This is a genomic window from Mariniflexile ostreae (genome assembly GCF_042427585.1).
In the GTDB taxonomy this organism is placed as follows: domain Bacteria; phylum Bacteroidota; class Bacteroidia; order Flavobacteriales; family Flavobacteriaceae; genus Pseudalgibacter; species Pseudalgibacter ostreae.
The window spans coordinates 144,631-171,586 of the sequence record NZ_JBHMFC010000001.1 but is presented as its reverse complement, the minus strand read 5'-3'; the positions used below and the strand labels follow the sequence as shown (position 1 = coordinate 171,586).

The following is a 26,956-nucleotide window of genomic DNA, read 5'->3' as shown; positions in this document are numbered from 1 at the left end:
TTCCATTTCTATTGTATATTTGTCGAGTACTGAGTACATATAGGGTTGTGATTTAGTTATTTATGTTTCGCAACACAAATATCCACAACCCTTCTCATTTTTTTAAAAAAAGTTTAAATCACTTCAGTATTTAAAAGTTAATTTGGATTAAACTTTTAAATTAATATTAAAAATACGATTTTAGCCATATTATCGTTTTATACATTAACGAAAAAAATATATGACATTTAGGTTTATTATTGTGTTGGTACTATGTAGTTTCGAGATTTGTTTTTCTCAAACGCACGATTCTAATAGAACTGTAAGAGATTCTTTGGGAGATGATGGGGTGGTAGCAACCCAAAAAAGTATTAAAATAGAGGCCGATAGCGTTTCAATAAAAAATCTTGAGGATCATCGGGAAGCTTCGGAAATTGACAAAATGTGGCTTGAAGAGTTATACAGTAATACGCTTTATGATACCATTTATAAGTCTGTTACCGAGTTGTCTTTTGAGGCTGTAGATTATCCCGAATTACCTACAGATACATTAAAAAAGAGACTTTTGGATCTTAACGCCAAAACGCCTTTTAATGTGGAGTACAATCCTGGTCTAGAAAGTGTAATTAAATCTTATTTAAAACATAGAAAAAACCATTTACAAAAACTAATGGCCCTTAGCTCATACTATTTTCCCATGTTTGAGCAAGCTTTGGATAATCATGATATTCCTTTGGAAATTAAATATCTAGCCATTGTGGAATCTGCACTAAAACCTAGGGCTAAGTCTAGAGTAGGAGCCACTGGTTTGTGGCAGTTTATGTTTGCAACTGGTAAAATGTATGGGTTGGATGTAAGCAGCTATGTCGATGAGCGCAGCGACCCTATAAAATCTACTAAAGCAGCTGCTAAATATTTATCTAGACTTTATGAGATTTTTGGCGATTGGGATTTGGCATTGGCAGCCTACAATTCAGGACCTGGAAATGTTACAAAAGCCATTCGCCGCTCGGGAGGCTATCAAAATTACTGGAACATAAGGCATAATCTTCCACGTGAAACCGCAGGCTACCTACCTGCATTTTTGGCCACTATGTATATTTTTGAATATGCCGAAGCACATGGTTTTAAGAATATAAAACCTGAGTTTGCCTATGTCGAAACCGATACTGTACATGTAAAACAGATGATAACACTTGATCAGGTTTCGGAGGTTACAGGGGTTAATATAGAAGAGCTTCAGTTTTTAAATCCGTCATATAAATTAGATATTATTCCTTTTATTAAAGATGAAAACTATACTTTACGTTTACCAAGATCCGTTATAGGTAGTTTTGTTAATAATGAAGCGTCTATTTATGCTTTTGCACAAGCGGAATTTGATAAACGTGAAAAACCAATGCCTCAATTTTTTGATGCCAATACAAAAACAACCTATAGGGTAAGGTCTGGGGATGTTTTAGGGCATATTGCTAGAAAATATGGGGTTAGAGTGAGTCAGATCAAACAATGGAATGGTTTAAGAAGTAATAATATCTCTATAGGCCAGCGTTTAACAATTTATCCTAAAAATGCGCAGCAACCCGTTGCATCATCAGTTAAAGCTGCTGTTACACAGGTGGGGTCGGGTAGTGCAGTTCTTTATACCGTAAGGAGCGGGGATTCGCTTTGGAGTATTTCACAAAAATATCCAGGAGTTTCTGTTCAAAATATTAAAGATTGGAACGGTATTAGTGGTACAACTTTAAAACCTGGGATGAAACTCAAAATATCTAAAGGGTAAACTCCTGTAAAACCGTAACATTATGTATAAATTTTTTTTAGTTGCTTTTATTGCTTTGTTTTTAAGCAGCTGTGGGGACAAAAAATCGTCTAATGAAAAACATCTTCCAGATTCTTCTGGTAACCTGAACAGTGTTTCTGTTGTTGTGGAGAATGAGATGTGGACCAGTGGGGTTGGCGAAGCAATTAGAGGGGTCTTGGCCACTGTAGTAGATGGCTTGCCACAAGATGAACCTATGTTTAGTATGAGCCAGATTCCACCTAGTGTCTTCTCTGGGTTTGTCACAAAAAATAGAACCGTTCTAAAAATTGAAAAACATAAAGATTCTGGCGTTTCTATTATAGATGACGTATACGCAAAACCCCAACGAGTCGTGCTGGTAAGGGGTCGAAATAAAGCAGATATTGTGGATCAGATGAATGCTCATTCAGAAAAAATTATCAATGCATTTTTAAGTGCGGAACTTACCGAAAAGCAAAGGCGCATCAGTCTTTCTTTGCATAAGGATAAGACTATCGAAGAAAAATTAGGGTTAACTATTAAGTTTCCTTCAGCATATAGGATTGCTAAAGAAGAGAATAATTTTTTCTGGATAAGAAAGGATATCAATACGGGCAGTATGAACTTCACGCTTTATGAGTTGCCTTATGAGGCTATAAAGAGCAATGATAGCATGGTAAAGCAAATTATAAAAATAAGAGATTCTGTTAACAAAAACATGATTCCTGGCCCTACAGAGAACGCATACATGGTTACCGAAAAAGCTTATACGCCTTTTCATTTTAAAACGGTGATAGACCAAAAGCCCGTTTTAGAAACTAAAGGAGTATGGGATATGGAAAATGCCTTTATGGGCGGGCCATTTATTAATTACGTTATAGAAGATAAGGTTAATAACCGTTGGGTTGTAATGGAGGGCTTTGTGTTTGCGCCTTCTGTAGAAAAACGCGATTATATGTTTGAACTGGAAGCCATTGCTACATCTATTAAAATAAAATAATTGCGACGAGGTATAGAAATAGAACTAAAGCAAAAAAATCCAACACATTGTGTTGGATTTTTTTGCTTTTTTAAAGAGTATTTATTCTTTTTTACTTTTTTTTACTTCATCTTCTTTGCTAGCATCTTTAAATTCTTTAATGCCGCTACCAAGTCCTCTCATTAACTCAGGAATCTTCTTTCCTCCAAATAATAATAAAACCACCACCACAATTAAAATTATTTGAGGTGCTCCAATCGCTAAGGGTAACATATATAAACTCATGAGAAATTTATTTAGGCTACAAAGTTAATAATTAAACTTCAATTATATGGTTTTTTACCAAAGAAACGTTATGCTGCGGTAAAAGAATGTGTCGTTACCAATAGCTGAAGCCATTAAAAAATAAAAACCGCCATACTTTATATAAAGAGCGACAGTATTTCATAAATTCTATTTATTTTTGTTTTAACATGGCCGATAGAAAAAGAAAACCAAAAAGACTAAGAAAAAAATTACTGGACAAGTACCGTTTAGTGATATTAAATGAAGACACCTTTGAAGAGCGCTTATCTTTTAAATTAACGCGTTTGAATGTATTTGTACTAGGGTCCTTATCTGCTATATTTTTAATAGGTATTACCTATGTAATTATTGCATTTACACCTTTAAGGGAATATATTCCAGGATATTCTTCTACTGCTTTAAAAAAGAAGGCGACAGAGTTGAATTATAAAACAGATTCTTTACAACAGGTTATTTTAATGAACGAACGCTTTTACAGTTCCATTAAAAAAGTTTTGGAGGGAGAGGTAACCAAAGTAGATTTTAATAAAGACTCTATTATTCAAGCTGTAAAACAAGAGGCTAATGAGGTGGATTTAAGACCCATTAAAGAAGACTCCATTTTACGTGAAAAAGTTGAAAAAGAAGATAAATACAACTTTTTTGAATCGGCTTCCAATGCTGCCAATTTTGTATTGTTTCCTCCTGTTAGTGGCGAAATAAGCGCACCATATAATTTAAAGGAGAAACACTATGCTGTGGATCTTGTTGTGGCTCCAGATACTCCGGTAAAAGCTACAGCAGATGGTACTGTGATTTTTGCTGAATGGACTGCCGCAACAGGGTATGTTATTATTTTAGAGCATAGTTATGGCTTAATATCGGTATATAAGCACAATGCATCTTTGACTAAAGATCAAGGGGATTTTGTTAAAACAGGTGAAGTTATTGCAACCGCTGGTAATACAGGTGTTTTGTCTACAGGACCGCATTTGCATTTTGAACTTTGGAATGATGGATATCCCATAAATCCAGCAAATTTTATAGATTTTAAATAAAATGACGTCACTAAAATCAATACTTGCAAAAGTTTTTGCAAAATATATTTTCAATAAGGTTCAAAAGTGGGCGAATAAACCACTTGAAACACAAGAGCAGGTCTTTCATAACCTGATAAAGCGTGCTAAGAATACCGCGTTTGGGATAGACCATGACTTTAAAGATATTAAAACGCATGACGATTTTGTGAAACGGGTTCCCATAAGAGATTATGAAGCCATTAAGCCTTATGTAGAGCGTGTGGTTTCGGGTGAAGAAAATGTATTATGGAAAGGGAAACCAGAGTATTTTGCAAAAACATCAGGAACAACTTCTGGCGTAAAATATATTCCCATAACAAAAGTTGCCATAGAAGCACAAGTGAATGCCTCGCGAAATGCTATTTTGCTGTATATACACGAAACAGGAAAAAGTGCCTTTGTAGATGGTAAAATGATTTTTTTACAGGGAAGTCCTGTTTTAAATAAGAAAAACGGGATAAATATAGGCAGGTTATCAGGTATCGCGGCCCATTATGTTCCTAATTATTTACAAAAAAACAGAATGCCATCTTGGGATACTAATTGTATAGAAGACTGGGATACCAAGGTAAACGCTATAGTTGAAGAAACCGTAAATGAAAATATGACTGTAATTGCGGGAATCCCATCGTGGGTACAAATGTATTTTGAAAAATTACAACAGAAAACAGGAAAAAAAATAGGCGAAATATATAAAAACTTCAATTTATTTATTTTCGGTGGTGTTAATTACGAACCTTATCGCGCTAAATTCGAAAACCTGATAGGACGAAAAGTAGATAGTATAGAATTGTATCCCGCTAGTGAAGGGTTTTTTGCATTTCAGGATAAGCAAAATGAAAAAGGTATGTTGCTTCAACTGCATTCGGGTATTTTTTATGAATTTGTTTCTGTTGAAGATTTTTTTAATGAAAACCCAAAAAGGATAACCATTAAAGATGTTAAGGTTGGTGTTAACTATGTACTGGTCATTTCAACCAATGCAGGGCTGTGGGGCTATAATATTGGAGATACCGTTCAATTTACATCTACAAAACCGTATAGGGTTGTAGTGTCGGGGCGTATTAAACATTTTATTTCGGCGTTTGGAGAACATGTTATCGGTAAAGAAGTGGAAGAGGCCATGCAAGAAGCTACTTTAAACACAGATATTCGAGTTTCTGAATTTACGGTTGCGCCGCAAATAACCCCAGCAGAAGGGCTTCCTTATCATGAATGGTTTATAGAATTTGAAAATGAACCAGAAAACCTTTCTGTTTTAGCAGAAAAAATAGATATGGCACTGCAAAATCAAAATTCATATTATTTTGATTTGATAAAGGGGAAGGTATTACAGCCTCTTAAAATAACAAAAGTGAAGAAAAATGGATTTCAAAACTACATGAAATCCATTGGTAAACTTGGGGGACAGAATAAAGTGCCAAGATTGTCCAACGATAGGAAAATTGTCGAGGTTTTTTCGCACTTAGGTCTGATTAAATAATATTACCTTTGCCCAAGTTAAAAAGAAGCATGAATAATAGACAGCACCATAGAACGCGCGCTCAAGAAAGTACCAATGCTATCGAAAAGATGTATGTTACTATGCGCCATTTGTTCAATCGTGGGTTTTATAAACCTATGGGGATTTCTGGAGAGACCCTAAGAGAGTCCTTATTGCTACTTCAACCCGAAATTTATGGCTCTATTGGCGAAAACAAGGCAGAGCTTGAAGGCTTATTGTATGTAATCGATAGGCTTCCAGAGGGTATTGAGGAGTGTTCTTTTATCAACTTAACAAGTGATGAGGGATATTCAGATTCTCATTTTAAAGCTATAATCCCTCTTAAAAGGCGCCGGAATTGTTATAGGATAGATAGTGAGCAAATGAATATTGAGGTGACGCGTGGGCGCTCTGAAATTTATGACATCTTAACACACCTCACATTTCTTTTTATAGAGTCTTATAAAATTAGTAAAAGTGTTCTTTTAAATGAAGAAGGCATAACCACTCGCGATTGGATAAAGCTTGAAAAAGCAGTATTATCAAAAAAGAAGTTTACTCAAGAAGAACGGGAAGTGGCCATTACCCATACCGCAAATATATTAGGGCGTCCATTTAATGAACTCCTTGCTATTTATGGGCAATTTGCAACAGCAGCTCAACCAGAACGCTTCTTGCACATTGTGTATTGGCTTGGTAAATTAGCCATTGAAGAACAATTGAACGACAATAAGCGAACGGTGACTTTTAGTCCTGTATTACGAGAGCGTTTAGGGCATCACATTCATGGAGAACTTTGGGCAAACACAATAAAAGATACACTTTACAAAAAGGGTTTGTTAGAAAGACCTTTGCATATTATAAGTGCGAACATGCACAGTGTTATGAACGTACTATTTGCGCCTCATGCTTTAAAAGAAGAAGCCTCTGAGGAGGATGTTTTTGAAGTGTATAAGTCCTTGAGTAACAAACAGAACAAGACACTTCAAAATAAAGTAAAAAAGGAAGCTGTTTTAAAGGGCATGACATATGTAAAAGATGCTTCGGGAACCAATATTGATGTCCAAATTTTTGATACTGCAAAATTGGACATCCCAAATATGGATATTCAGATTAGTGAAACACTTGTAAAGTCTAAAAAACCGGTTATACTGGTTATGGATTATGCCTTTGGAGAGCAAGCCTACGAAACGATGGATGAGCTGTTGAAACCTTACTATGTTCAAGGAAAAAACACTCACATGAATGTAGACTCTATCTCGATTATGGGTAAGGCAGGTATTTTAGAAGGGGGTAAAGGCGATATTATGATTCCTACAGCACATATTTTTGAAGGAACGGCCGATAATTATCCGTTCGAAAATGAATTAAAAAAAGCAGACTTAAACAATCAGGGTATTGCTGTTTTTGAGGGGGCTATGATAACCGTTTTAGGAACCTCATTGCAAAATAAAGATATCTTAAAGTTTTTTTACAACTCTACTTGGCGTGTTATTGGCTTGGAAATGGAGGGGGCTCATTATCAAAAAGCGATTCAAGCAGCATCCAAGGTAAGGGGCAGCATTAATCCTAATGTAAAAGTAAGATATGCTTACTATGCCAGCGATAACCCACTAGAAACGGGGAGTACTTTGGCGTCGGGAGGATTAGGCGCTTCAGGGGTAAAACCTACATATTTAATTACGAGAACTATATTAAAACAAATATTAAACTAATATAAATGCATTATGAGCAAAGATTTGCCTCAACCACAGCCTTCTGAAGAAGTAGATTTAGGCCAACTTTTTAAATTAATTGGAAATACTTTTGACCGTTTTTTTAGATTTATCGGAAGTATATTTAAGTCCCTGTTTTTGGCATTTGTGTGGTTTGTGTTTTTTATAAAAAAGCATATTTTAAAATTTGTAATTGCTGGATTCGTGGGAATAGGCATTGGGTTTCTTTTAGAGGAGGCTTTGGAACCTGTATTTAAATCCTCTGCAACCATTAAGCAAAACTATCTTACAGGAGAGAACTTATACAATTCAATAAGTTATTATAAAGATTTGGTTAAGCAGAAAGATGTTAATACCCTACAAAGAGCTTTAGGTATCCAACAATCGGAGGCGGCCTCTATCTTAGATTTCGATGTAATCCCTGTTATTGACGAAAACCAAAGACTGAAGAAATTCAATGATTATATAAAAACACTAGATACAGCTGTATCCTCAAAAGTGAAATATGAAAATTATATAGAGAATTTTAAGGATTATGACTATGAATACCAACAAATTGCTATAAAAGCGAAAGCTAGAAGTAATTTTAAAAAAGTATTTGATAAAATAATTGAAAATATTGATAATAACGAGTTTTTCGAGAGAGAACATAAAAAGGAATTGACTGAACTTAAAAATGAAGAATCCTTTTTATTAGAAGCCCTGATGCAGTCAGAAGCTTTACAAAACACCTATAAGCGCGTATTGGAAAAAGGGCTAGATGGAGATAAAGCATCACAAACCAGCATTACTATTGAGGGAGCTTCGCAAATAAATAAAACAAAAGAACTGGATTTATATAAGAGCGACTTAGAATTAAGAGACAGGCTTGTTCAAAATAAAAGAAAACAGGCAGACAAGCAGTTTATTGTAGAAGTGGTGTCCAGTAAACAAGAAAGTGGGATGCTAGATAAAACAAAGGTAGTGTTTGGAACCCCTATAGGAGCTAAAAAATATTACACTTTTGGATTAATTTTGCTGACTTTTATTGTGCTGTTAGGTATAGAGTTTATTAAATTTTTAGAAAAACATAAAACACATTAAAATATGAAGATTTTGATAACTGGTGGTGCGGGATTTATAGGGTCTCATGTAACGAGATTATTTGTTGAAAGGTATCCTCAGTATCATATTTTTAATTTGGATGCTCTTACTTATGCAGGAAACTTAGAAAACCTGAAAGATGTTGAGAACAAACCCAATTATACGTTTGTAAAAGGAGATATTACAGAGGAGGATTTTATAAACGCGCTATTTGAAACGCATAAGTTTGATTCGGTTATCCATTTAGCGGCAGAATCGCATGTGGATCGATCCATTACAGACCCATTGGCTTTTGTGAAAACCAATGTTATGGGTACTATGAACCTGCTGAATGCTTTTAAAACCTGTTGGGAAAATAATTTTAATGATAAGCTTTTTTATCACGTGAGTACAGACGAGGTCTATGGCTCTTTGGGTGAAACGGGTTTGTTTACAGAAACAACGTCTTACGACCCTAACTCGCCCTATTCGGCTTCAAAAGCCAGTTCCGACCATTTTGTGAGAGCCTATGGGGAAACCTATGGATTGCCCTATGTGATTTCCAATTGCTCTAACAACTATGGCCCAAATCAGTTTCCTGAGAAGTTAATTCCCCTTTTTATAAATAACATTCTTGGTAAAAAACCATTGCCAATTTATGGCAATGGCAAATACACTAGAGATTGGTTATATGTAAAAGACCATGCTGTTGCTATAGACTTGGTTTTTCATAAAGGAAAAAAGAAGGAAACTTATAACATTGGTGGGTTTAATGAATGGCAAAACATCGATTTGGTAACGCTATTATGTGAGCAGATGGACGAAAAACTAGAACAACCAAAGGATACTTCAGAAAAGCTGATAAGCTATGTTAAAGACCGTCCAGGACATGATTTAAGATATGCTATAGATGCTTCAAAAATAAAAAGAGAATTAGGTTGGGAACCCTCCGTCACTTTTGAAGAAGGATTGGATAAAACCATTGATTGGTATTTAGCTAATGAAGATTGGCTGAAAAATGTAACCAGTGGCGCTTATCAATCCTATTACAAAAAACAATATAACCCATAAGAAATGAAAGGAATTATATTGGCCGGTGGCTCAGGAACACGTTTGCACCCTTTAACATTATCCATAAGTAAGCAATTGATGCCTATTTATGATAAACCGATGATATACTATCCGCTTTCTACATTAATGTATGCCGGTATAAAAGAAATACTCATTATTTCCACTCCTAAAGATTTACCGCTATTTCAAGACTTGCTAGGTGATGGCAAAAAGTATGGTTGTCGTTTTGAATATGCTGTTCAAGAAGCGCCTAATGGTTTAGCAGAAGCCTTTATAATTGGTGCAGATTTTATAGGAAAAGATAAGGTAGCCCTTATTCTTGGCGATAATATTTTTTATGGAACGGGTCTATCCAAGCTTTTACAGGCTAATAATAATCCAGAGGGTGGCATTATATATGCATATCGCGTAAATGATCCAGAGCGTTATGGTGTGGTGGCATTTAATGATAATGGTCAAGCCATTTCGATAGAAGAAAAGCCTGAAAAACCCAAATCCAATTTTGCGGTGCCAGGGATTTATTTTTATGATAATTCGGTAGTAGACATCGCTAAGAACATACAACCAAGCCATAGAGGTGAGTTGGAAATAACAGATGTAAATAGAGCATATCTCAAACAAGGTAAATTAAGCGTAAGCATCCTCGATAGGGGTACGGCATGGTTAGACACTGGTACTTTTCAGTCACTTATGCAAGCATCACAATTTGTAGAGGTTATCGAAGAGCGACAGGGTTTAAAAATTGGTGCTATTGAAGGGGCAGCTTTTGAAATGGGCTATATTAATGAAAACCAGTTTAGAGCCTTGGCAGAACCTTTATTAAAAAGTGGTTATGGCAAAAACTTATTAGGCTTACTTAATAATAAATAATGATAATTAAGGAAACAAAACTAAAAGGCTGTTTTACGTTAGAGCCTCAAATATTTATAGATAAACGGGGCTACTTTTTAGAAAGCTATAACCAAAGAACATTTAATGAGGTAGTTGGGCAGGATATTACGTTTGTACAAGATAACGAATCCTTGTCTTCTAAAGGGGTTTTAAGAGGCTTGCATTACCAAAGAGGCGCGTTTGCCCAAGCCAAGCTGGTTCGCGTAATAAAAGGCAAGGTACTGGATGTTGCTGTAGATTTACGGGAAGCATCGTCAACTTTTGGCAAGTATGTGGCCATGGAGTTGTCAGAAGAAAATAAAAAACAATTTTTTGTTCCAAGAGGTTTTGCACATGGTTTTGTGGTATTAAGTGAAACGGCATTGTTTTCATATAAATGTGATAATTTTTATAATAAAGAATCGGAAGGAGGCATAATTTATAATGATCGAACGTTGAGTATAGATTGGCAATTACCAAGTGATGAATTGATTGTCTCCGATAAGGATATACTTTTGCCAACACTTGAAAATGTTTTTAAATGAATAAAAAAGTTTTAGTTACAGGTGCTTCTGGACAATTGGGTAAAACAATAAAAGCCCTTTTTTATCAAACACAAAAAGAAATTGATTTTGTGTTTGTTTCAAAAGAACAGTTGGATATTTCAAATGAAGAGGTTTTGCAAAGTTTTTTCAACATGAATACTTTTGATTACTGTATTAATTGTGCAGCTTATACAAATGTAGAGCAAGCAGAAAAAACACCTGAAATAGCGTATCAAATTAATGCAGAAGGTGTTAAATACTTAGCAGAGGCTTGTAAAACACATGAGATTGTATTGATACACATATCTACAGACTATGTTTTTGATGGTGAAAAAGAAACGCCTTATACTACCACAGATATTCCAAATCCAATAAACGTATATGGTGAGTCTAAATTGCTAGGAGAGAGACATATTCAAAGAATATTAGAAAAATATTTTATAATCCGTACCTCGTGGTTGTATAGTAAAAAATTTGGAAACAATTTCTATAAAACTATTTTGAAAAAAGCAGAAACCGAAACCGAACTATCCATAACTATAGAAAATTTAGGCTGCCCTACTAATACGGTTACATTAGCAACATATATCTTTAACATAATTAATCAACCTTCCACAAATTTTGGAGTGCTACATTTTTGCGATGAAAAAGTAATGACCTGGTATGATTTTGCAAAAGATATATTAAAAGAAAACCAGCTGCTTAATACGATAAATCTTGTTAAAGTAAACAATTATCGTACATTTGCTCGAAGGCCTAAATATAGTGTTTTGCTTAATACACATGATATAGAATACATATGAGAATACTTATAACAGGAGCCGCAGGATTTATAGGCTTTCATTTAGTAGAAAAACTTATCAAATCGGGATTATATATTGTGGGTATTGATAATATTAATAATTACTATGACGTAAATCTTAAATATGACCGATTAAATCAAGTGGGACTGAGTAAAGATAATATATCGAATGATGGAGAATTAGTGGCTAGCTCTATATTTCCAAATTTTAGTTTTGCAAAAATAGACCTTGTAGACTTAAAGAAGCTAGAAACACTGTTTAAGCAAGAAAAATTTACACATGTAGTCAATTTAGCAGCTCAGGCTGGCGTAAGATATTCTTTAGAAAATCCTCATGCATATGTTCAGTCAAATTTGATTGGTTTTGTAAATATATTAGAGTGTTGTAGGGGGCATAGGATTAAACATCTTATATACGCCTCGAGCTCATCTGTTTACGGATCAAATTTAAAAATACCTTTCTCTGAAGAGGATAAGGTTGACACACCAGTAAGTTTATATGCAGCAACTAAAAAAAGCAATGAACTAATGGCGTATGCTTATAGTCATTTATACCATTTGCCAACAACAGGCCTTAGATTTTTCACAGTATATGGACCTTGGGGTAGACCTGATATGGCACCAATGTTATTTGCAAATGCAATAATGAAAGGAGAACCTATTAAGGTTTTCAATAATGGAGAGATGCAAAGAGATTTTACTTATATTGATGATATTATAGATGGAGTTATAAAAGTTATGGATACGATACCAAATAAAACTCCCAAAGCTGATGTCTTTAATATAGGGAATTCTAAGCCTGTAGATTTAATGAAGTTTATTTTATTATTAGAGAAGTCTTTAGGTAAAGAGGCTATAAAAAGCTTTTATCCCATGCAGGACGGTGATGTGAAAGTGACTTATGCAGATACGGGACATTTAAATAAAAGAACAGGCTATAAGCCTAATATAAGTTTAGAAAATGGAATTTCTCGCTTTACTTCTTGGTTTTTAGAAAGAGAATCTGATAATTAATCTCACAGAGTTTTAAAAGAATGGGATTAAACATAGATTTAAAGAATTTAAGAAATAACTTCCTTTCTCTATTAACATTAAGAGCTGGTAATTATGTTATTCCTTTATTAACGTTACCATATTTAATAAAAGTATTAGGGGTAGAAAAATTTGGATTGATAGCCTTTGCTGAAATGATAATAATGTATTTCAAATCCATAGTAGATTACGGTTTTGACTTAACAGGAACTCGTTCTATATCAGAAAACAGAAAGAATAAAGACAGCATTAATAAATTGATAAATACTATATTTGGTGTTAAATTAATACTTTTTATTTTTTGTTTTCTATTATTATTAATTATCATTTTTATATTTCCTACACTCAATGATATTAGTTTATTATTAATTTATTCTTATGGTATCGTTTTAGGTAATGCTTTATTGCCAATATGGTTTTATCAAGGGATGGAGAAGATGAAGTACATCACTATTATCAACTTCATTTCTAAGATAGCTTATATAATATTACTATTTATATTTATTAAAAATGAGCCCGACTATATTTATGTCCCCTTATTAAACTCGGCGGGACTCATAATAGGTGGTTTAGTTTCTGTTATTATAATGAAAACGAGATTTAATGTTGTGTTTTATATTCCAAAAGTTCAAGATCTTTTAATGACCCTAAAAGAAGACTTTAATATATTTATTTCAACATTGGCTCCGAATTTATATAATAATTCCATGGGAGTGTTGTTAGGGATTTTTACAAATAACATACAAGTGGGTTATTATACCGCTGCAACTAAACTTATTGAAGTTGGAAACTCTGTTATTTATATTATATCAACGACTATTTTTCCATACTTAAATAGAAGTGAAAATTATAGAAAAAAATTGATAAATGGAACCCTTCTTTCAGGTGCTGCCATTTCTCTATTTTTTTTATTATTTAGTAAAGTAATAATTATGATTTTATTTGGTCAGATTATGGAGCCAAGTATAATCATACTACAAATACTATCTTTATGCCCTCTATTTATCGCTATGATGAGCGTTTATGGTACGAATACGCTAATATTACAAAAAAAAGACACTTTGGTAAGGGATGTTGTTTTGGGGTATTCTTTATTAGGATTTTTACTAGGTTTTCTTTTTATTAAAGAGCAAGGAATTATCTTTGCAGCAATAGTTTTAGTTTCCATTCGCGGATTAATAGGAATTACTGAACTTTTAGTCGTGAAGTATAATTCAACGGTTATTGAAAATAGAAATACAAAAAATGATAGAGAAGATTAAATGTTTTTCTAATAAGCACAAAAAGAATACCTTAGTTAAGGTGTTAAAGTCCATTTATGATTTATTTAAATTTTATTTAATATCAGATCGAGCTTTTGTTAAATTAAGTTTTAGAATGAGTCATGGTTATACATTAGATTTAAACAACCCAAAAAGCTTAAATGAAAAAATACAGTGGCTTAAACTGCATGATAGAACTTCTTTACATACACAGTGCGCAGACAAATACAGAGTAAGAGATTATGTAAGAGATAAAATAGGAGAAGATTATTTAATACCGCTCTTTTTCTTCACAAAAAAACCTACAGACATAAACCTCAAAAAGTTAGAAAATTTACTTCCATGTATTGTTAAAACCAATCATAATAGTTCGGGAGGTATTATTTTTAAAGATGTAAAAAATCAAAATTGGAAAGAACATCAAAAATGGTTGACTAATGAACTGAAAAAAGATTATTATTTAAAATCTAGAGAATGGCAATATAAAAATATAGAAAGAGGAATAGTGGTAGAAAAACTACTTCAAAATAGTAAGGGGGAAATTCCTTTTGATTATAAAGTACACTGTTTTAATGGAAAGACCAGAATGATTCAAGTAGATTTGTTTAGAGATTCAGATAATTATTCAAGAAATTGGTACACTAGTGATTGGAACTTAGCTCCATTTGGATGGTATTCGGAGAAAGAAGGTGAGATTAAAAAAAGCAAAGGGGTTAACATTAATCCTCCTAAATGTTTGGAGCATATGCTGGAATTATCAGAAGAATTGTCTACAGGGTTTGTTTACTCAAGAATAGATTGGTATGATGTTGATGGAAAATTGTTTTTCGGTGAAATTACTTTTCATCACGACGGAGGTCTCAGGCCAATTGAACCAAAAAAATGGGATTTTATTTTAGGAAATGAACTAGATTTAACTCCAATCCTAAATAGAATTTAAATGTTAAACATTTATATAATAATCCCCAATTTAAAAGGGGGAGGGAGTGAACGTGTTATATCAAATTTAGTTAAGTATATTGATAAAAATAGGTTTGATGTAACGCTAATTTTAGGTAATAAAATAGGTGAGTATGTTAAAGATATTCCTGTTGGAATAAGGGTTGTCGATTTAAGAAAAAATCGAGTTCGTTATGCTATTATTCCCATTATTAAAATCATAAAAAAAGAAAAACCAGACATTGTTCTTTCTACTCTTGGACATTTAAACTTATTAATTGCATTATTTCGTCCATTTCTACCCCGAAAAACAAAGTTTATTGCTAGAGAATCAAATACTATAAGTGTGAGAAACAAAGACGAAAGTTGTCCTTGGCTTTTTGATTTTTTGTTTAAAACCGTTTACAGAAACTTTGATTTGGTTATTTGTCAAGCAGAGTCAATGAAATTGGATCTTCTAACCAATTACAACTTTCCATCAGACAAAACGGTAGTTATTAATAACCCAATCGATTTTAAAAATATAGATAAATTGAATGCTGAGACCGCTGGTGTTCATTTACCTGATAACAAGTATAATTTATTAATTGTAGGTAGGTTATCTTCTCAAAAACGAGTAGATCACGCTATAAAAGCAATGCAGAATCTTTCAAACGAGTACCATTTAACAATACTCGGTGAAGGAGAGCTGAAAGTCCAGTTGCAGCAATTAATAGATACCTTAAATTTAAAAGAAAAAATTTCTCTAGTAGGCTTCTCAGATAACCCATATAGTATATATAGTAAAGTGGACTTATTGTTGTCAACTTCAGAGTATGAAGGCTTTCCTAACGTTGTTCTTGAAGCAAACGCATGTGGGCTGCCTGTAGTCGCTTATAATTACATTGGAGGGATAAACGAAATTATTGTAGAAGGAATAAATGGACATTTAGTTGAGAATGGAAATATCAGAGAATTGTCAAAAACTATTATAAATGTTCTAAAATATAATAATTATGATAAAAAAAATATAAAAATATTGACTAAAAAAAGATTTGAGGTAGGTAAAATTGTGAAATCATATGAAAATGAGTTTTATAAACTTATATAGATCTTTATGTTTAAAGAAGTTACTATTAGCGCTAAATGGATTCAAAATAAAATAGTTTGGACACTTTTACTTATTCCTCTTTGTTTTAAAGTAGAGATTATTTCAAATGTAATTGTTTTACCACAAGAAATAATACTCCCTTTTTTAATCTTTCTTTATTTTTTTACTGTAAGAAAAGTAAAAACAGTCATATCAAAAACGGTATTACCCTACATATATCTTTTTGTAGCTTTTGTATTAACAATAATAATAACGCTATTCTCACTATTAAAGACGTTTGATATTGTTGGATTACTCAAACTAATTAAATATAGTATTTATGTGGTATCTATAATAATCATTTATGACTATAAGTTTCCAAATTTCATAAAAAGGATTAATATAGTTAGTGCTTTCACTATCATTTTTACTTTGTTTACATTTTATATAACTAAGTTGCAATCGGGACATACGTGGTCTACTTACATTGCTATGGCAACTTATGTAAGTGAATATATGCCTACAGGTTTCTCTAATAGAGTGTTTAATTTCCAATCGCAATCATTTATAATTTATTCAGGAAATCACGGTATCTATGGTAGTTATTTGGCTTTGCTTCTTTTTTTTAATATTTCAGGAATAATAAGAGGAACTTCTAATAAAGGGCTAGTTTATATAGTGATTTTTTTGTCGTTTCTAAATATTATGTTGTTAACCTCTAGAGAAACGTTTTTACTCATAGTTATAACGCTTTTTTCTTTTTCCTTTTACCATTTAAGTTATATGAAATTTAATCCAACAAAAGTTTTTATTGGACTTGTGTTTTTTATATTTTTCATCATTGTTCTTATTTGGGCCATTGATTTTTATGATATTGAATTATCAATTGTAAATAAAATGACAAATTCTATTCGTAAATTTAAAGAAGAAGGGGGAGATGGAAGTGTTGATGTAAGGTTTAACACTTGGTTGATAATATTTATTTATTTATTTACCTATCCATGGAGACTGTTTTCAGGAATAGGGTTTAATCCAACATTGTTTAGAAACGAACTTGATTTAGTGGCTATTTCCTACCCTAATATAGGTAAATATGTTGGAATTCCTGAGAGTTTATTCATTCAATTTTTATCATATGGAGGGGTGCTTTCCTTATTATTGGTAATTATGTTTATGTTAAACTTGTTTAAAAACTTATTAAAAAAAATAAATACTAAAAACGGTATATTTATTCCTTTTTACGTTCTAGGCCTTTCTGTTACTAATAATACAGGGGCTTCTATTATAGCAGAGTTATTGATGACACAGTTTGCTTTAATTTATTTATTTATAATGAATTCCCATGGAGAAAAAAAACATATTATATATAACCGTTAGGTCCGATATAGGAGGAGGTCCAATTCATGTAAATGAACTTATACAACACTTACCATTGAAAAACACCAATATTTTTATTGCTTGTCCATTCTCAGGTTCTATATATATAGAAAACTGGAAACTTAATACAAGAATAAAAAAAAGTATTGAAGTTCCGTTTAGAAAATTTTCCATAAAAACATTGTTTATATTAATAAACTTTATAAAAATAAATAATATTGATATTATACATTCACATGGAAAAGGGGCAGGTATATATTCACGTCTATTAAAGTTTATTTTTAAGAAAGTTAAAGTTGTTCATACATTTCATGGAATAGGGAACGTTCAAGCGAAAGGTGCTTTTAATAAAGTGAAAAACATTTATTTGGAGACGATTTTAAAAAGATTTACTACTGTTTTTATTGCTGTAAGTAGTGGTGAAAAAGATATAGCCGTTAACTTTTTTAAAATAAACGAAAATAAAATAAGAGTTATTTATAATGGGGTTAAGGACACTTTTGCTGAACCAAAAGTAAGTTCTTCGAAACATGTTATAACTTTTAGTAGATTTTCTTATGAAAAAAACATGATGGCGTCATATGAGATTGTAAAGAAAACAAAATCAGATATTTTGTTTAATTGGGTTGGAGATGGTGAAGATTTTAATAAAGTTAGAATTAAAATAGACCAAGATAACCGTAGAAACCTTGTCTTGTCGGGATTTCAAAAAAACACACATCAATACCTAACACCAGGGTCTGTATACCTCTCGACTTCAAGATATGAAGGCCTCCCTTTGGCGTTATTGGAAGCATTGGCTAATGGTATACCAATTGTTGCTACTAATGTGATTGGTAATAATGAAGTTGTAATTGACAACTTTAATGGTTTTCTCGTGCCTGAAGGAGATACTCAGACTGCAGTAAAAAAAATAGAAAGACTCTATAACGACTCTGTTTTGTACAAAAAAATGTCTGAAAATGCACGAGCATATTTTTTAAATCTATTTACGGTGAATCAAATGATTAACGCTACTATAAAACTTTATGATGAGATATTTGTTTGATGTTTTTGTTTCTAAAAAAGTTGAAATATTAATTGGTTTTCTGCTATTTGTAGTACTATTTAATAATCAGGTTGCAAATATTGTTTTGTTTTTCTTGTTTTTAACTCTTGTATCTGATAAAAGAAGCTACCAATTTAAACTTACAAATGCAGTAATAATAACAATTGTATTTTTTCTATATTTAATTTTAAGAGAATCATTTCATTTTGAAAAAAAAGGAATCGATTATATAGTTCGATTGATACCTATATTACTATTGGCTATTTCTTTAGGTTTATATGAATTTCGATACTGTCAAATTAAATTTATAACACATGCACTTATTTTAATTAATTATATATTTTATATATCTGCTATATTTTTTGGTATATACTTATATTTACTCAACTCTTCCAATAATGTTTTATTGGATTTTAGTTATTATCAGTGGGTTGTTGCTGTTAAATTCGATTTTCACCCTCCGTATTGGGGTGTTTTTATTGTTCTTAGTTTTATTGTTGTAATAAGAAATAAAACGGTACCAAATTTAAAAAAAATTATATTTGGTATATTTACTTTTTTTTTCCTTTTCCTTTTATCTTCAAGGACAGCTATATTAGCTATAATTAGTGTTGTTTTATTAGAGTTTATTTGTAATAGGTTAATAAAGAAAAGAGCAAAAATCTTTATGTTAGTTTCTTTTGTTATAGCGATACTAGCGCTAAGTTTGTATCCATCATATTTATCAAAAAAAATCACGGATAATTCGGGGTTTCAGGAAAGAGTAAGATTGTGGAGCTCTGCATATGAGGCTTTTGAGGAAAATTATTTGGTTGGGAGTTCTGTTCCACAAGGAGAATCATTGATAAGACAGTTTTACAATTTTAAAGATGCGGAAAAGAAAAATTTTGACCCTCATAATCAGTTTTTATTCTTTATTGTAAATTACGGCATTATTGGTTTGAGTCTTTTCTTGGTTTTATTATTTTATAGAGAAAGTTATAGTTTGGCATTTATAATGTTTTTAATAGCAACTGTTCTTTCATTCACGACTGAAAGTGTTTTAAACCGACAAATGGGAGTGATAATATTTGCTGTTTTTTTAAATATAATAAATAACAGTAGTTTTAATAAAATAGCTACATTAAAAACATGAAAAAAGCATTAATTCACGATTGGTATTATGTAAATGGAGGGGCAGAGAAAGTTATTCAATCTTTTAATAACATTTGGTCAGACTTTGAGCATTTTGCTTTAATCGATTTTTTAGCGGATAAAGAGAGGGACGAAATATTCACAGGAAATAGCAAAATTATAAATACTTCTTTTATTCAAAAACTTCCCACTGCAAAGTCAAATCATAGAAAGTTTTTGCAATTATTTCCTCATGCGATTGAGCAGTTTGATTTAAGAGAATATGATTTGGTATTAAGTTCTTCAGCATCTATTGCAAAAGGAGTTTTAACAAGCCAAAACCAGTTACACATATGTTATTGCCACTCTCCTATGCGCTACGCTTGGGATTTGTACTATCAATACCTGAAAGAATCTAATTTAAAAGGGATTAAAGGTATGTATGCAAGATATATTTTACATAAAATGAGGATTTGGGACGTGACTTCTTCAAATAGAGTAGATTATTTTATTGCAAACTCAAAATTCATAGCTAAAAGAATAAAGAAAATTTACAATAGAGATAGTACTGTGATATATCCTCCTGTTGATGTTAATAATTTTAGGCTAGTTGATAAAAAAGAAGATTTTTATTTTACAGCCTCAAGAATGGTGTCTTATAAAAAAATAGAATTAATAGTTAGAGCTTTTAATAAAATGCCTAATAAAAAATTATTGGTTTCTGGAGAAGGTCCTGAGTTTAATAAAATAAAAAGGATTGCTAATGAAAATATTGAATTACTTGGTTTTGTTAAAAGTGCTAGACTGAAAGAGTGTTTAGAAAATGCTAAAGCATTTGTATTTGCTGCAGAAGAAGATTTTGGTATTATACCAGTTGAAGCTCAGGCTTGTGGAACACCTGTAATTGCATATGGAAAGGGAGGGGTGTTAGAAACTATAATAAAAAATAAAACAGGTGTTTTTTTTTATAAACAAGATGTAGAAAGTGTTATTAATGCCGTAAAAGAGTTTGAAACAATGACTTTTGATTACAAAAAAATAAGAGAGAATACTTTAAGGTTTTCCAAAGAAAGGTTTGAAACTGAAGTGAAAAACTTTGTTTTAGGTAAGTATAAAAGTTTTAAAGAAAGTTTAATATAATCCATAAGTTTACAGTCTACATTATTACAGTCATAAATATATTTAATATTTGTTTCTTGTGTCATAACTGTATTAATAAAAATATTGGGCAAAGATAGTGTGTGTAATAGATAGGGTTCTAAAAACTATCTGTTTTAAATAACTTTAATAAAATTAAATGAAAAAAATCCTAATAACAGGAGCGGCAGGATTCTTAGGATCACATTTATGCGACCGTTTTATTCACGAGGGTTATCACGTTATTGGTATGGATAATTTTATCACTGGAGATGAAAAAAACTTAAGCCATTTAAAAGATCATCCAAATTTCGAGTTTATTGAACACGATATTACCGAATATATAAAAATAGAAGGGGGTTTAGATTATATCCTTCACTTCGCTTCGCCTGCTAGCCCTATAGATTATCTAAAAATACCTATCCAAACTTTAAAAGTAGGGTCTTTAGGGACCCACAATCTTTTAGGCTTGGCTAAAGCTAAAAAGGCTAGAATTTTAATAGCATCTACCTCAGAAGTATATGGAGACCCTTTGGTGCACCCGCAAACGGAGAGCTATTACGGTAATGTTAATACCATTGGCCCTCGTGGTGTTTACGACGAAGCCAAACGCTTTCAGGAGTCCATAACCATGGCATATCATCGATTTCATGGCTTGGAAACCCGTATTGTTCGTATTTTTAACACCTATGGACCCAGAATGCGTTTAAATGATGGTAGAGTGATTCCAGCATTTATGGGGCAGGCGCTTAGGGGAGAAGATTTAACTATATTTGGCGATGGTTTGCAAACGCGCTCGTTTTGTTATGTGGACGACCAAGTGGAAGGTATATATAGGCTGTTGTTAAGTGATTATGTTGAGCCTGTAAATATTGGTAACCCTCATGAAATAACTATTAAAGATTTTGCGGAGGAAATTATTAAGCTAACCGGAACCGAACAAAAAGTTGTTTATAAAGACTTGCCTACGGATGATCCTTTGCAAAGACAACCGGATATCTCCTTAGCAAAGAAATTATTAAATTGGGAGCCCAAAGTAGAGCGCGCAGAAGGAATGAAAATAACCTTTGATTATTTTAAAAACCTTAGCGCCGATGAATTGTATAAAAGCGAACATAAAGATTTTAAAAACCATATAAAAAAGTAAATTGGACTATAAGCAAGGACGGTATTCAGGTTTAATTAAGCCCATTTCATTTAGTATGGATTTGGCAATAATTAATTTGGCTATTTTTTTATTTCAAATAAATTTGTCAAATCATTATGTGTTCATGATGTATATATCGGCATTATGGATTTTAATTGCGATTAAAAACCATTTTTATGAAATACAAAGACATACTAGGGTCGTTCAGGTCATTACACTTTTATTAAAACAGATTTCACTTTTTTTAGTGGTGCTATATGCGTTTATAGGGTTCTTTAAACAACCGAATATAAGCAGACTAGCACTTATGGAGTATTTAGGCTTGACCTTTGTTCTGGTTGGTTTTTTTAAATTCCTAACTTATTTTTTGCTTCATAAATACCGTTCAGCATTGGGAGGTAATACTAGAAATGTGATTGTGATTGGTAAAACTGCTAAAACCAAGCACTTAATAAATATTTTTAATCATAAACTTGATTTTGGCTATAAGTTTAAAAAACAATTTAAAATTAAGGATGAAGAGGCTTCTTTAGATAGTTGCTTTGCTTTCGTTATTGAAAATAATATAGATGAGATCTATGCATCTGTTGCAGAGTTATCGAACAAGCAAATCAATAAGTTGATAGATTTTGCAGATAATAATCTGAGGGAAGTAAAATTTATCCCTGATAATAAAGATATTTATTCTAAGAAATTAAAGTTCGAATATTATGACTACATTCCTATATTATCTTTGCGTACCATATCATTACAAGAGCCTATAAATAAGTTTGTGAAACGATTGTTTGATATACTTTTTTCTACGTTTATTATTGTTTTTATACTCTCTTGGCTTACCCCTATACTTGCAATTTTGATTAAATTAGAGTCTAAAGGCCCTGTGTTTTTTAAGCAATCTAGAAATGGCTTTAATTATCAGGAGTTTAGTTGCTATAAGTTTAGATCCATGACACCCAATACCAATGCGCATCTTTTTCAAGCCACTAAAAATGATTTGCGGATTACAAAAATGGGACGGTTCTTAAGAAAAACTAGTATAGACGAATTGCCTCAGTTTTTTAACGTGCTCTTTGGAGATATGTCTGTAGTAGGGCCACGACCCCATATGGTAAGCCATACCAATATGTATGCTCAAAGAATAGATAAGTTTATGGTGAGGCATTTTGTAAAACCTGGTATTACAGGGTTAGCTCAAGTAAGCGGTTTTAGAGGGGAGATTGAAACGGATAAAGACATTATTAACCGGGTGAAGTATGATATTTTCTATATCGAAAACTGGTCTTTATTGTTAGATTTAAAAATAGCTATCCAAACATTTATGAATGCTGTAAAAGGAGAAGAAAAAGCTTATTAAACTTGAAAAGCTTGGTCTCCATTATAACGCCCACATTTAATTCTGAACCATCTATATCAGAAACTATAGAAAGCGTTTTGCAGCAAACCCATAAAAATTGGGAACTAATTTTAGTTGATGACGGCTCAACAGATTTAACTGTTGAAAAAATTCAGACTTTCATTTCTCAGAACCCCAATATTAGGCTTTTAAGGGGTGTAAAAAACCAGGGTGCGGCATGGGCTAGGAATAAGGGCATTGAGGTCGCAAAAGGAGCTTATGTTGCGTTTTTAGATGCCGATGACTTGTGGAAACCTGAGAAACTAGAAGTACAATTGGCCTTTATGCATCGTGAAGCTTGTGAGGTGTGTTTTTCCAGTTATAACTTGATAGATGATTCTGGTACACCTCTCAATAGACAAATAAAAGCATTAGCTATTTTAAACTACGATAAATTATTAAAAAGTAATTATATTGGTAACTCAACAGGTGTATATAGTGTAAAAGCATTGGGGAAAATAACAGCTCCAAATTTGCGTAAACGCCAAGATTGGTTGTTATGGTTAAGGGCTATAAAAGCATCTGGTAAACCTGCAAAGGGTGTTCAAGAATCATTGGTGTACTATAGAGTGCGCAAGAACTCGTTATCTTCAAATAAATTTAAGCTTATAAAGTATAATTACTGGGTATATAGAAAAGGATTGCGTTTTTCTATTATAAAATCGCTAAGGTATATGGTTGGTTTTTTTATAGAGTATTTTTTTATAAAACCAAAACAGACGTTTTTTATAGATGAGACATAAATTGTTTTAGCTTTCCACGCGCACTTCTTTCTAATTTGAGCGTTCTTACAAAAGAAATTTGTAACCCAGTTTCCAAGTACGCTTCAACAGCTTCACCAATAATTTTTATTTTTTCTTCTGAAAGCGCTACATCACTCACATAATAAATTTTAAAAGTATCCAGCGTTAATTGTTCGATAATAAATTCCTTAACAGGTGCGGCATCTTCGATAATGGTTTTGGTAATGTAGTAAAATGTAAGGCCCGCAGCTTTTTTTCCACTTGGTAATATTACAATATCATTGCTCCTTCCTATTAAAGTGCTTAATACGGGTTTTTTCGGAGTGCTTTCTTTCGATAATGCCCCAATATCGCCCACCTCATATCTAATAAAAGGATGCGCCTTGTTGTAAAGCGAAGTAATCACCATGCGACCAACTTCCCCGTATGGCAGTATTTGGTTGTTTTCATCAAGAATTTCGACATATAAATCTTCACTATTTACAATCCATTCGTTATTGCTGTTTTCAAAAGCAATTAAACCAAGCTCTGCTGCGCCGTATTCATTAATTATAGGAAGATTAAACTGGGATTCCAAAAGCATCTTGTCTTCTTCGTAAAGCATCTCGGAGGTTACAATACAGGCTTTTAGGCTGGGACAGATTGTTTTTAAAACGATTTGTTCCCGCTTTAGGAACTTCGCAAACTGCACAATAGAACTGCTATAACCATTGATATAATCGAATTTGGTCGATTTAAACTTGAGAACGTTTTTTTTAAATTCTTCATCACTTAAATCAAAAACCGAAAAGCGGTACCGATGTCCCAAAAAATCTTTGAAACGCTCTTTATAATATCCTACTTTGTTTAAGGGAATACCATAAAAGCGTGCTTGTTTTGAGCTGTTAATAGATATGCCGTGCCCATGATATCGATTCATAAATACGGACCATGTGAGGGCATGGCAAAACTTATCTTTGGCAAAAATAAAAGGGGTGCCAGACGATCCGGAAGTTTTATTTATATAGCTGTTTTTTTCTGTAAAACCATCCGATAGCCTGCTCTTTAAAGGTTGCTGTAAATCCTTTTTACACATAATAGGAATTGTTTCCCAATTATGTGGGTTGGCGCTTTTAGCAAAAGTTTTATAAAAAGGGTTGTGTTTTAGATGGTATGAAACAATAGTTTGTTTTTGTAACTTGATATAAGTCGCAAATGCTTTTTCATTTTGAGACTGGATAGCTGTTAAGGCCGTTTTCCCCTTTTTTATAGGAAAAGCATTAATGAGCAATGAAAGGTCAAATAATTTCAAAATAAAAAGTAGCGTTTTAAGGGATAATTTAAAACAAAACTAAATATAAATCCCGTTTTTAAGATGATAATATGAAAAATAAGAAAAAACACGTTCGTATTCATGGCAAATTGTAAAAAGCCGTTATTTTTGCAAAGGATAAAAACACTTTTTAATGCGAAGCATTAAATACTATTAATTTACCATTCCCATGAATAGCTATAATTGTTATAGCGTGGGGATTAAAAATCAGTTCAATGAATATTTTAATTTTAGGTTCAGGAGGAAGAGAACATACGTTTGCGTGGAAAATTTCCCAAAGTCCATTGTGTGAAAAACTATTTGTAGCTCCAGGTAATTCTGGTACCGCAAATATAGCGACTAATGTTAATATTGGGGTAAACGATTTTGAATCGATTAAACATCTCGTATTGGAAAACGGTATACAATTAGTTGTTGTAGGGCCGGAAGATCCTTTGGTAAACGGTATTCATGATTTCTTTTTAAACGACGATGCTTTAAAAAAAGTGTCGGTTATCGGTCCGCAAAAAGCAGCGGCAGAACTAGAGGGCAGTAAAGAGTTTGCTAAAGAGTTTTTATACCGTCATAATATTCCAACGGCTGCTTACAAGAGTTTTACAAAAGATAGCGTAGCAGAAGGCTATGCTTTTTTAGAAACGTTAAAGCCACCGTATGTTCTTAAAGCAGACGGATTGGCGGCAGGTAAAGGTGTGGTTATTTTAAATGATGTGAACGAAGCCAAAGCAGAACTTAAAAGTATGCTTGTGGATGCCAAATTTGGACAAGCGAGTACCAAAGTGGTTATTGAAGAGTTTTTAGACGGTATCGAGTTGAGCTGTTTTGTATTAACAGATGGTGAGAACTATAAAATTTTACCAACAGCAAAAGATTACAAACGTATTGGTGAAGGTGATACTGGACTGAATACAGGCGGAATGGGAGCCGTGTCTCCTGTGCCATTTGCAACAGACGATTTTTTAAATAAAATTGAAGAGCGTATTGTAAAACCGACCATAAAGGGTTTGAAAAAAGATAACCTACCCTACGTGGGCTTTGTGTTTATCGGAATTATTAAAGTGGGAGACGACCCTAAGGTTATTGAGTATAACGTACGAATGGGCGATCCAGAAACAGAGGTGGTGTTGCCCCGACTTAAAAATGATTTTGTAGAAATTTTACAGGCCATGGCAAACGGGAGTTTAGATCGTGTTCAAATTGAAATTGACCCACGGGCCGCTACCACTATCATGTTAGTTTCTGGAGGGTATCCAGAAGCTTATGAAAAAGGCAAAGAAATCACCGGGATGGATGCTATAGAGGGGTCTATACCGTTTCATGCGGGTGCACAGTTGCAAGACGGGAAGGTTATTACTTCTGGTGGTCGTGTTATGGCTATTACTTCTTACGGTAACACTTATGAAGAGGCCATAAAAAAATCTTATCAAAATATAGAAAAGTTACATTTTGATAAGATGTATTATCGTAAGGATATTGGCTTTGATTTATAAATAATCGTGAGCAGTAATCGTTTTGTTTTCTTCGTTATTGTCATTAGAGGTTTTAAGTTGCTTCATCCAATAAATAAAAGCAACAAAACTGATCACAACAAAAACCCAAGAAATAATGTTTGCTAACCACCAATTTTCAAGCTCTAAATCTCTAAAAGCGTCTAAGGGGATAAAAAGAACATCAACAAATAAATCTTGAATGGCGTAAAGTATATCTTTCATGAGTGGGTCGTTTATTAATTTT

Annotated in this window: 25 protein-coding genes; 22 read left to right on the top strand and 3 right to left on the bottom strand. The window is 32.6% G+C overall.

The genetic code is table 11. The features are described from left to right. Positions 1–220: 220 nt before the first annotated feature. A complete protein-coding gene (locus tag ACFFU9_RS00780) occupies positions 221–1,762 on the top strand; it encodes a LysM peptidoglycan-binding domain-containing protein (protein ID WP_379859450.1) in 1,542 nt (513 codons plus the stop codon). A 22-nt stretch (positions 1,763–1,784) separates the two neighbouring features. Next, positions 1,785–2,762, top strand: coding sequence for a DUF4837 family protein (locus ACFFU9_RS00775; RefSeq protein WP_379859449.1), 978 nt, complete (start codon positions 1,785–1,787; stop codon positions 2,760–2,762). An 81-nt stretch (positions 2,763–2,843) separates the two neighbouring features. Here the strand turns inward: ACFFU9_RS00775 and tatA are convergent, their stop codons facing one another. Continuing rightward, on the bottom strand, positions 2,844–3,026 hold the full coding sequence (gene tatA, locus ACFFU9_RS00770; RefSeq protein WP_379859448.1) for a twin-arginine translocase TatA/TatE family subunit: 183 nt from the start codon (positions 3,024–3,026) through the stop codon (positions 2,844–2,846). A gap of 188 nt (positions 3,027–3,214) precedes the next feature. On the opposite strand from tatA, the gene ACFFU9_RS00765 reads away from it, so the two are divergent. From ACFFU9_RS00765 to ACFFU9_RS00675, 19 genes are all read left to right on the top strand, one after another. Continuing rightward, positions 3,215–4,084 carry a M23 family metallopeptidase gene (locus ACFFU9_RS00765; protein WP_379859447.1) on the top strand — a complete coding sequence of 290 codons (870 nt, stop codon included), beginning with the start codon at positions 3,215–3,217 and terminating at the stop codon, positions 4,082–4,084. A gap of 1 nt (position 4,085) precedes the next feature. Further along, positions 4,086–5,588 carry a GH3 auxin-responsive promoter family protein gene (locus ACFFU9_RS00760; RefSeq protein WP_379859446.1) on the top strand — a complete coding sequence of 501 codons (1,503 nt, stop codon included), beginning with the start codon at positions 4,086–4,088 and terminating at the stop codon, positions 5,586–5,588. A 29-nt stretch (positions 5,589–5,617) separates the two neighbouring features. Next, positions 5,618–7,303, top strand: coding sequence for a DUF6909 family protein (locus tag ACFFU9_RS00755; RefSeq protein WP_379859445.1), 1,686 nt, complete (start codon positions 5,618–5,620; stop codon positions 7,301–7,303). A gap of 12 nt (positions 7,304–7,315) precedes the next feature. After that, a complete protein-coding gene (locus tag ACFFU9_RS00750) occupies positions 7,316–8,386 on the top strand; it encodes a hypothetical protein (protein WP_379859444.1) in 1,071 nt (356 codons plus the stop codon). Between the two features lie 3 nt (positions 8,387–8,389). Next, entirely contained in the window at positions 8,390–9,436 is a 1,047-nt protein-coding gene (rfbB, locus tag ACFFU9_RS00745) for a dTDP-glucose 4,6-dehydratase (protein WP_379859443.1), read from the top strand. A gap of 3 nt (positions 9,437–9,439) precedes the next feature. After that, a complete protein-coding gene (gene rfbA, locus ACFFU9_RS00740) occupies positions 9,440–10,306 on the top strand; it encodes a glucose-1-phosphate thymidylyltransferase RfbA (RefSeq protein ID WP_379859442.1) in 867 nt (288 codons plus the stop codon). Further along, positions 10,306–10,851 carry a dTDP-4-dehydrorhamnose 3,5-epimerase gene (gene rfbC, locus ACFFU9_RS00735; protein WP_379859441.1) on the top strand — a complete coding sequence of 182 codons (546 nt, stop codon included), beginning with the start codon at positions 10,306–10,308 and terminating at the stop codon, positions 10,849–10,851. The genes rfbA and rfbC overlap by 1 nt, the downstream gene beginning before the upstream one ends. Beyond that, positions 10,848–11,654 carry a dTDP-4-dehydrorhamnose reductase gene (gene rfbD, locus ACFFU9_RS00730; protein WP_379859440.1) on the top strand — a complete coding sequence of 269 codons (807 nt, stop codon included), beginning with the start codon at positions 10,848–10,850 and terminating at the stop codon, positions 11,652–11,654. The genes rfbC and rfbD overlap by 4 nt, the downstream gene beginning before the upstream one ends. After that, complete coding sequence (locus ACFFU9_RS00725; RefSeq protein WP_379859439.1) at positions 11,651–12,667, top strand: NAD-dependent epimerase; 1,017 nt, start codon at positions 11,651–11,653, stop codon at positions 12,665–12,667. The genes rfbD and ACFFU9_RS00725 overlap by 4 nt, the downstream gene beginning before the upstream one ends. A 20-nt stretch (positions 12,668–12,687) precedes the next feature. Beyond that, positions 12,688–13,947, top strand: coding sequence for an oligosaccharide flippase family protein (locus ACFFU9_RS00720; RefSeq protein WP_379859438.1), 1,260 nt, complete (start codon positions 12,688–12,690; stop codon positions 13,945–13,947). Beyond that, positions 13,910–14,887 carry an ATP-grasp fold amidoligase family protein gene (locus ACFFU9_RS00715; protein ID WP_379859437.1) on the top strand — a complete coding sequence of 326 codons (978 nt, stop codon included), beginning with the start codon at positions 13,910–13,912 and terminating at the stop codon, positions 14,885–14,887. Before ACFFU9_RS00720 ends, ACFFU9_RS00715 begins: the two co-directional genes overlap by 38 nt. Continuing rightward, the gene (locus tag ACFFU9_RS00710) at positions 14,888–15,976 is read left to right on the top strand and encodes a glycosyltransferase (RefSeq protein ID WP_379859436.1); all 1,089 of its coding nucleotides are present in this window, start codon (positions 14,888–14,890) and stop codon (positions 15,974–15,976) included. Between the two features lie 6 nt (positions 15,977–15,982). Next, positions 15,983–17,332 (top strand): O-antigen ligase family protein, encoded by a 1,350-nt coding sequence (locus ACFFU9_RS00705; RefSeq protein ID WP_379859435.1) that lies wholly within the window; start codon positions 15,983–15,985, stop codon positions 17,330–17,332. Then, on the top strand, positions 17,298–18,380 hold the full coding sequence (locus tag ACFFU9_RS00700) for a glycosyltransferase (RefSeq protein WP_379859434.1): 1,083 nt from the start codon (positions 17,298–17,300) through the stop codon (positions 18,378–18,380). Before ACFFU9_RS00705 ends, ACFFU9_RS00700 begins: the two co-directional genes overlap by 35 nt. Continuing rightward, positions 18,361–19,515, top strand: a complete 1,155-nt coding sequence (locus ACFFU9_RS00695) for an O-antigen ligase family protein (RefSeq protein ID WP_379859433.1) — start codon at positions 18,361–18,363, stop codon at positions 19,513–19,515. The genes ACFFU9_RS00700 and ACFFU9_RS00695 overlap by 20 nt, the downstream gene beginning before the upstream one ends. Next, positions 19,512–20,633, top strand: a complete 1,122-nt coding sequence (locus ACFFU9_RS00690) for a glycosyltransferase (protein WP_379859432.1) — start codon at positions 19,512–19,514, stop codon at positions 20,631–20,633. Before ACFFU9_RS00695 ends, ACFFU9_RS00690 begins: the two co-directional genes overlap by 4 nt. 157 nt (positions 20,634–20,790) lie before the next feature. Then, positions 20,791–21,777 (top strand): UDP-glucuronic acid decarboxylase family protein, encoded by a 987-nt coding sequence (locus ACFFU9_RS00685; protein ID WP_379859431.1) that lies wholly within the window; start codon positions 20,791–20,793, stop codon positions 21,775–21,777. A 1-nt stretch (position 21,778) separates the two neighbouring features. Further along, positions 21,779–23,131 (top strand): undecaprenyl-phosphate glucose phosphotransferase, encoded by a 1,353-nt coding sequence (locus ACFFU9_RS00680; RefSeq protein WP_379859430.1) that lies wholly within the window; start codon positions 21,779–21,781, stop codon positions 23,129–23,131. A gap of 2 nt (positions 23,132–23,133) precedes the next feature. After that, positions 23,134–23,913 (top strand): glycosyltransferase family 2 protein, encoded by a 780-nt coding sequence (locus ACFFU9_RS00675; protein WP_379859429.1) that lies wholly within the window; start codon positions 23,134–23,136, stop codon positions 23,911–23,913. On the opposite strand, the gene ACFFU9_RS00670 is transcribed toward ACFFU9_RS00675, so the two are convergent. Beyond that, complete coding sequence (locus tag ACFFU9_RS00670) at positions 23,897–25,204, bottom strand: phenylacetate--CoA ligase family protein (RefSeq protein WP_379859428.1); 1,308 nt, start codon at positions 25,202–25,204, stop codon at positions 23,897–23,899. The two genes, ACFFU9_RS00675 and ACFFU9_RS00670, sit on opposite strands and share 17 nt — an antisense overlap. A 236-nt stretch (positions 25,205–25,440) precedes the next feature. Between ACFFU9_RS00670 and purD the strand changes: the two genes are divergently transcribed. Then, positions 25,441–26,712 carry a phosphoribosylamine--glycine ligase gene (purD, locus tag ACFFU9_RS00665; RefSeq protein WP_379859427.1) on the top strand — a complete coding sequence of 424 codons (1,272 nt, stop codon included), beginning with the start codon at positions 25,441–25,443 and terminating at the stop codon, positions 26,710–26,712. On the opposite strand, the gene ACFFU9_RS00660 is transcribed toward purD, so the two are convergent. Then, the gene (locus tag ACFFU9_RS00660; protein ID WP_379859426.1) at positions 26,707–26,934 is read right to left on the bottom strand and encodes a DUF6341 family protein; all 228 of its coding nucleotides are present in this window, start codon (positions 26,932–26,934) and stop codon (positions 26,707–26,709) included. The two genes, purD and ACFFU9_RS00660, sit on opposite strands and share 6 nt — an antisense overlap. Between the last annotated feature and the right edge of the window lie 22 nt (positions 26,935–26,956).

Bases quoted from the DNA above. Each gene is read 5' to 3' on its own strand.
- ACFFU9_RS00780 (WP_379859450.1), top strand. From the start codon at position 221: ATGACATTTAGGTTTATTATTGTGTTGGTACTATGTAGTTTCGAGATT.
- ACFFU9_RS00775 (WP_379859449.1), top strand. From the start codon at position 1,785: ATGTATAAATTTTTTTTAGTTGCTTTTATTGCTTTGTTTTTAAGCAGC.
- tatA (WP_379859448.1), bottom strand. From the start codon at position 3,026: ATGAGTTTATATATGTTACCCTTAGCGATTGGAGCACCTCAAATAATT.
- ACFFU9_RS00765 (WP_379859447.1), top strand. From the start codon at position 3,215: ATGGCCGATAGAAAAAGAAAACCAAAAAGACTAAGAAAAAAATTACTG.
- ACFFU9_RS00760 (WP_379859446.1), top strand. From the start codon at position 4,086: ATGACGTCACTAAAATCAATACTTGCAAAAGTTTTTGCAAAATATATT.
- ACFFU9_RS00755 (WP_379859445.1), top strand. From the start codon at position 5,618: ATGAATAATAGACAGCACCATAGAACGCGCGCTCAAGAAAGTACCAAT.
- ACFFU9_RS00750 (WP_379859444.1), top strand. From the start codon at position 7,316: ATGAGCAAAGATTTGCCTCAACCACAGCCTTCTGAAGAAGTAGATTTA.
- rfbB (WP_379859443.1), top strand. From the start codon at position 8,390: ATGAAGATTTTGATAACTGGTGGTGCGGGATTTATAGGGTCTCATGTA.
- rfbA (WP_379859442.1), top strand. From the start codon at position 9,440: ATGAAAGGAATTATATTGGCCGGTGGCTCAGGAACACGTTTGCACCCT.
- rfbC (WP_379859441.1), top strand. From the start codon at position 10,306: ATGATAATTAAGGAAACAAAACTAAAAGGCTGTTTTACGTTAGAGCCT.
- rfbD (WP_379859440.1), top strand. From the start codon at position 10,848: ATGAATAAAAAAGTTTTAGTTACAGGTGCTTCTGGACAATTGGGTAAA.
- ACFFU9_RS00725 (WP_379859439.1), top strand. From the start codon at position 11,651: ATGAGAATACTTATAACAGGAGCCGCAGGATTTATAGGCTTTCATTTA.
- ACFFU9_RS00720 (WP_379859438.1), top strand. From the start codon at position 12,688: ATGGGATTAAACATAGATTTAAAGAATTTAAGAAATAACTTCCTTTCT.
- ACFFU9_RS00710 (WP_379859436.1), top strand. From the start codon at position 14,888: ATGTTAAACATTTATATAATAATCCCCAATTTAAAAGGGGGAGGGAGT.
- ACFFU9_RS00705 (WP_379859435.1), top strand. From the start codon at position 15,983: ATGTTTAAAGAAGTTACTATTAGCGCTAAATGGATTCAAAATAAAATA.
- ACFFU9_RS00700 (WP_379859434.1), top strand. From the start codon at position 17,298: ATGGAGAAAAAAAACATATTATATATAACCGTTAGGTCCGATATAGGA.
- ACFFU9_RS00695 (WP_379859433.1), top strand. From the start codon at position 18,361: ATGATGAGATATTTGTTTGATGTTTTTGTTTCTAAAAAAGTTGAAATA.
- ACFFU9_RS00690 (WP_379859432.1), top strand. From the start codon at position 19,512: ATGAAAAAAGCATTAATTCACGATTGGTATTATGTAAATGGAGGGGCA.
- ACFFU9_RS00685 (WP_379859431.1), top strand. From the start codon at position 20,791: ATGAAAAAAATCCTAATAACAGGAGCGGCAGGATTCTTAGGATCACAT.
- purD (WP_379859427.1), top strand. From the start codon at position 25,441: ATGAATATTTTAATTTTAGGTTCAGGAGGAAGAGAACATACGTTTGCG.
- ACFFU9_RS00660 (WP_379859426.1), bottom strand. From the start codon at position 26,934: ATGAAAGATATACTTTACGCCATTCAAGATTTATTTGTTGATGTTCTT.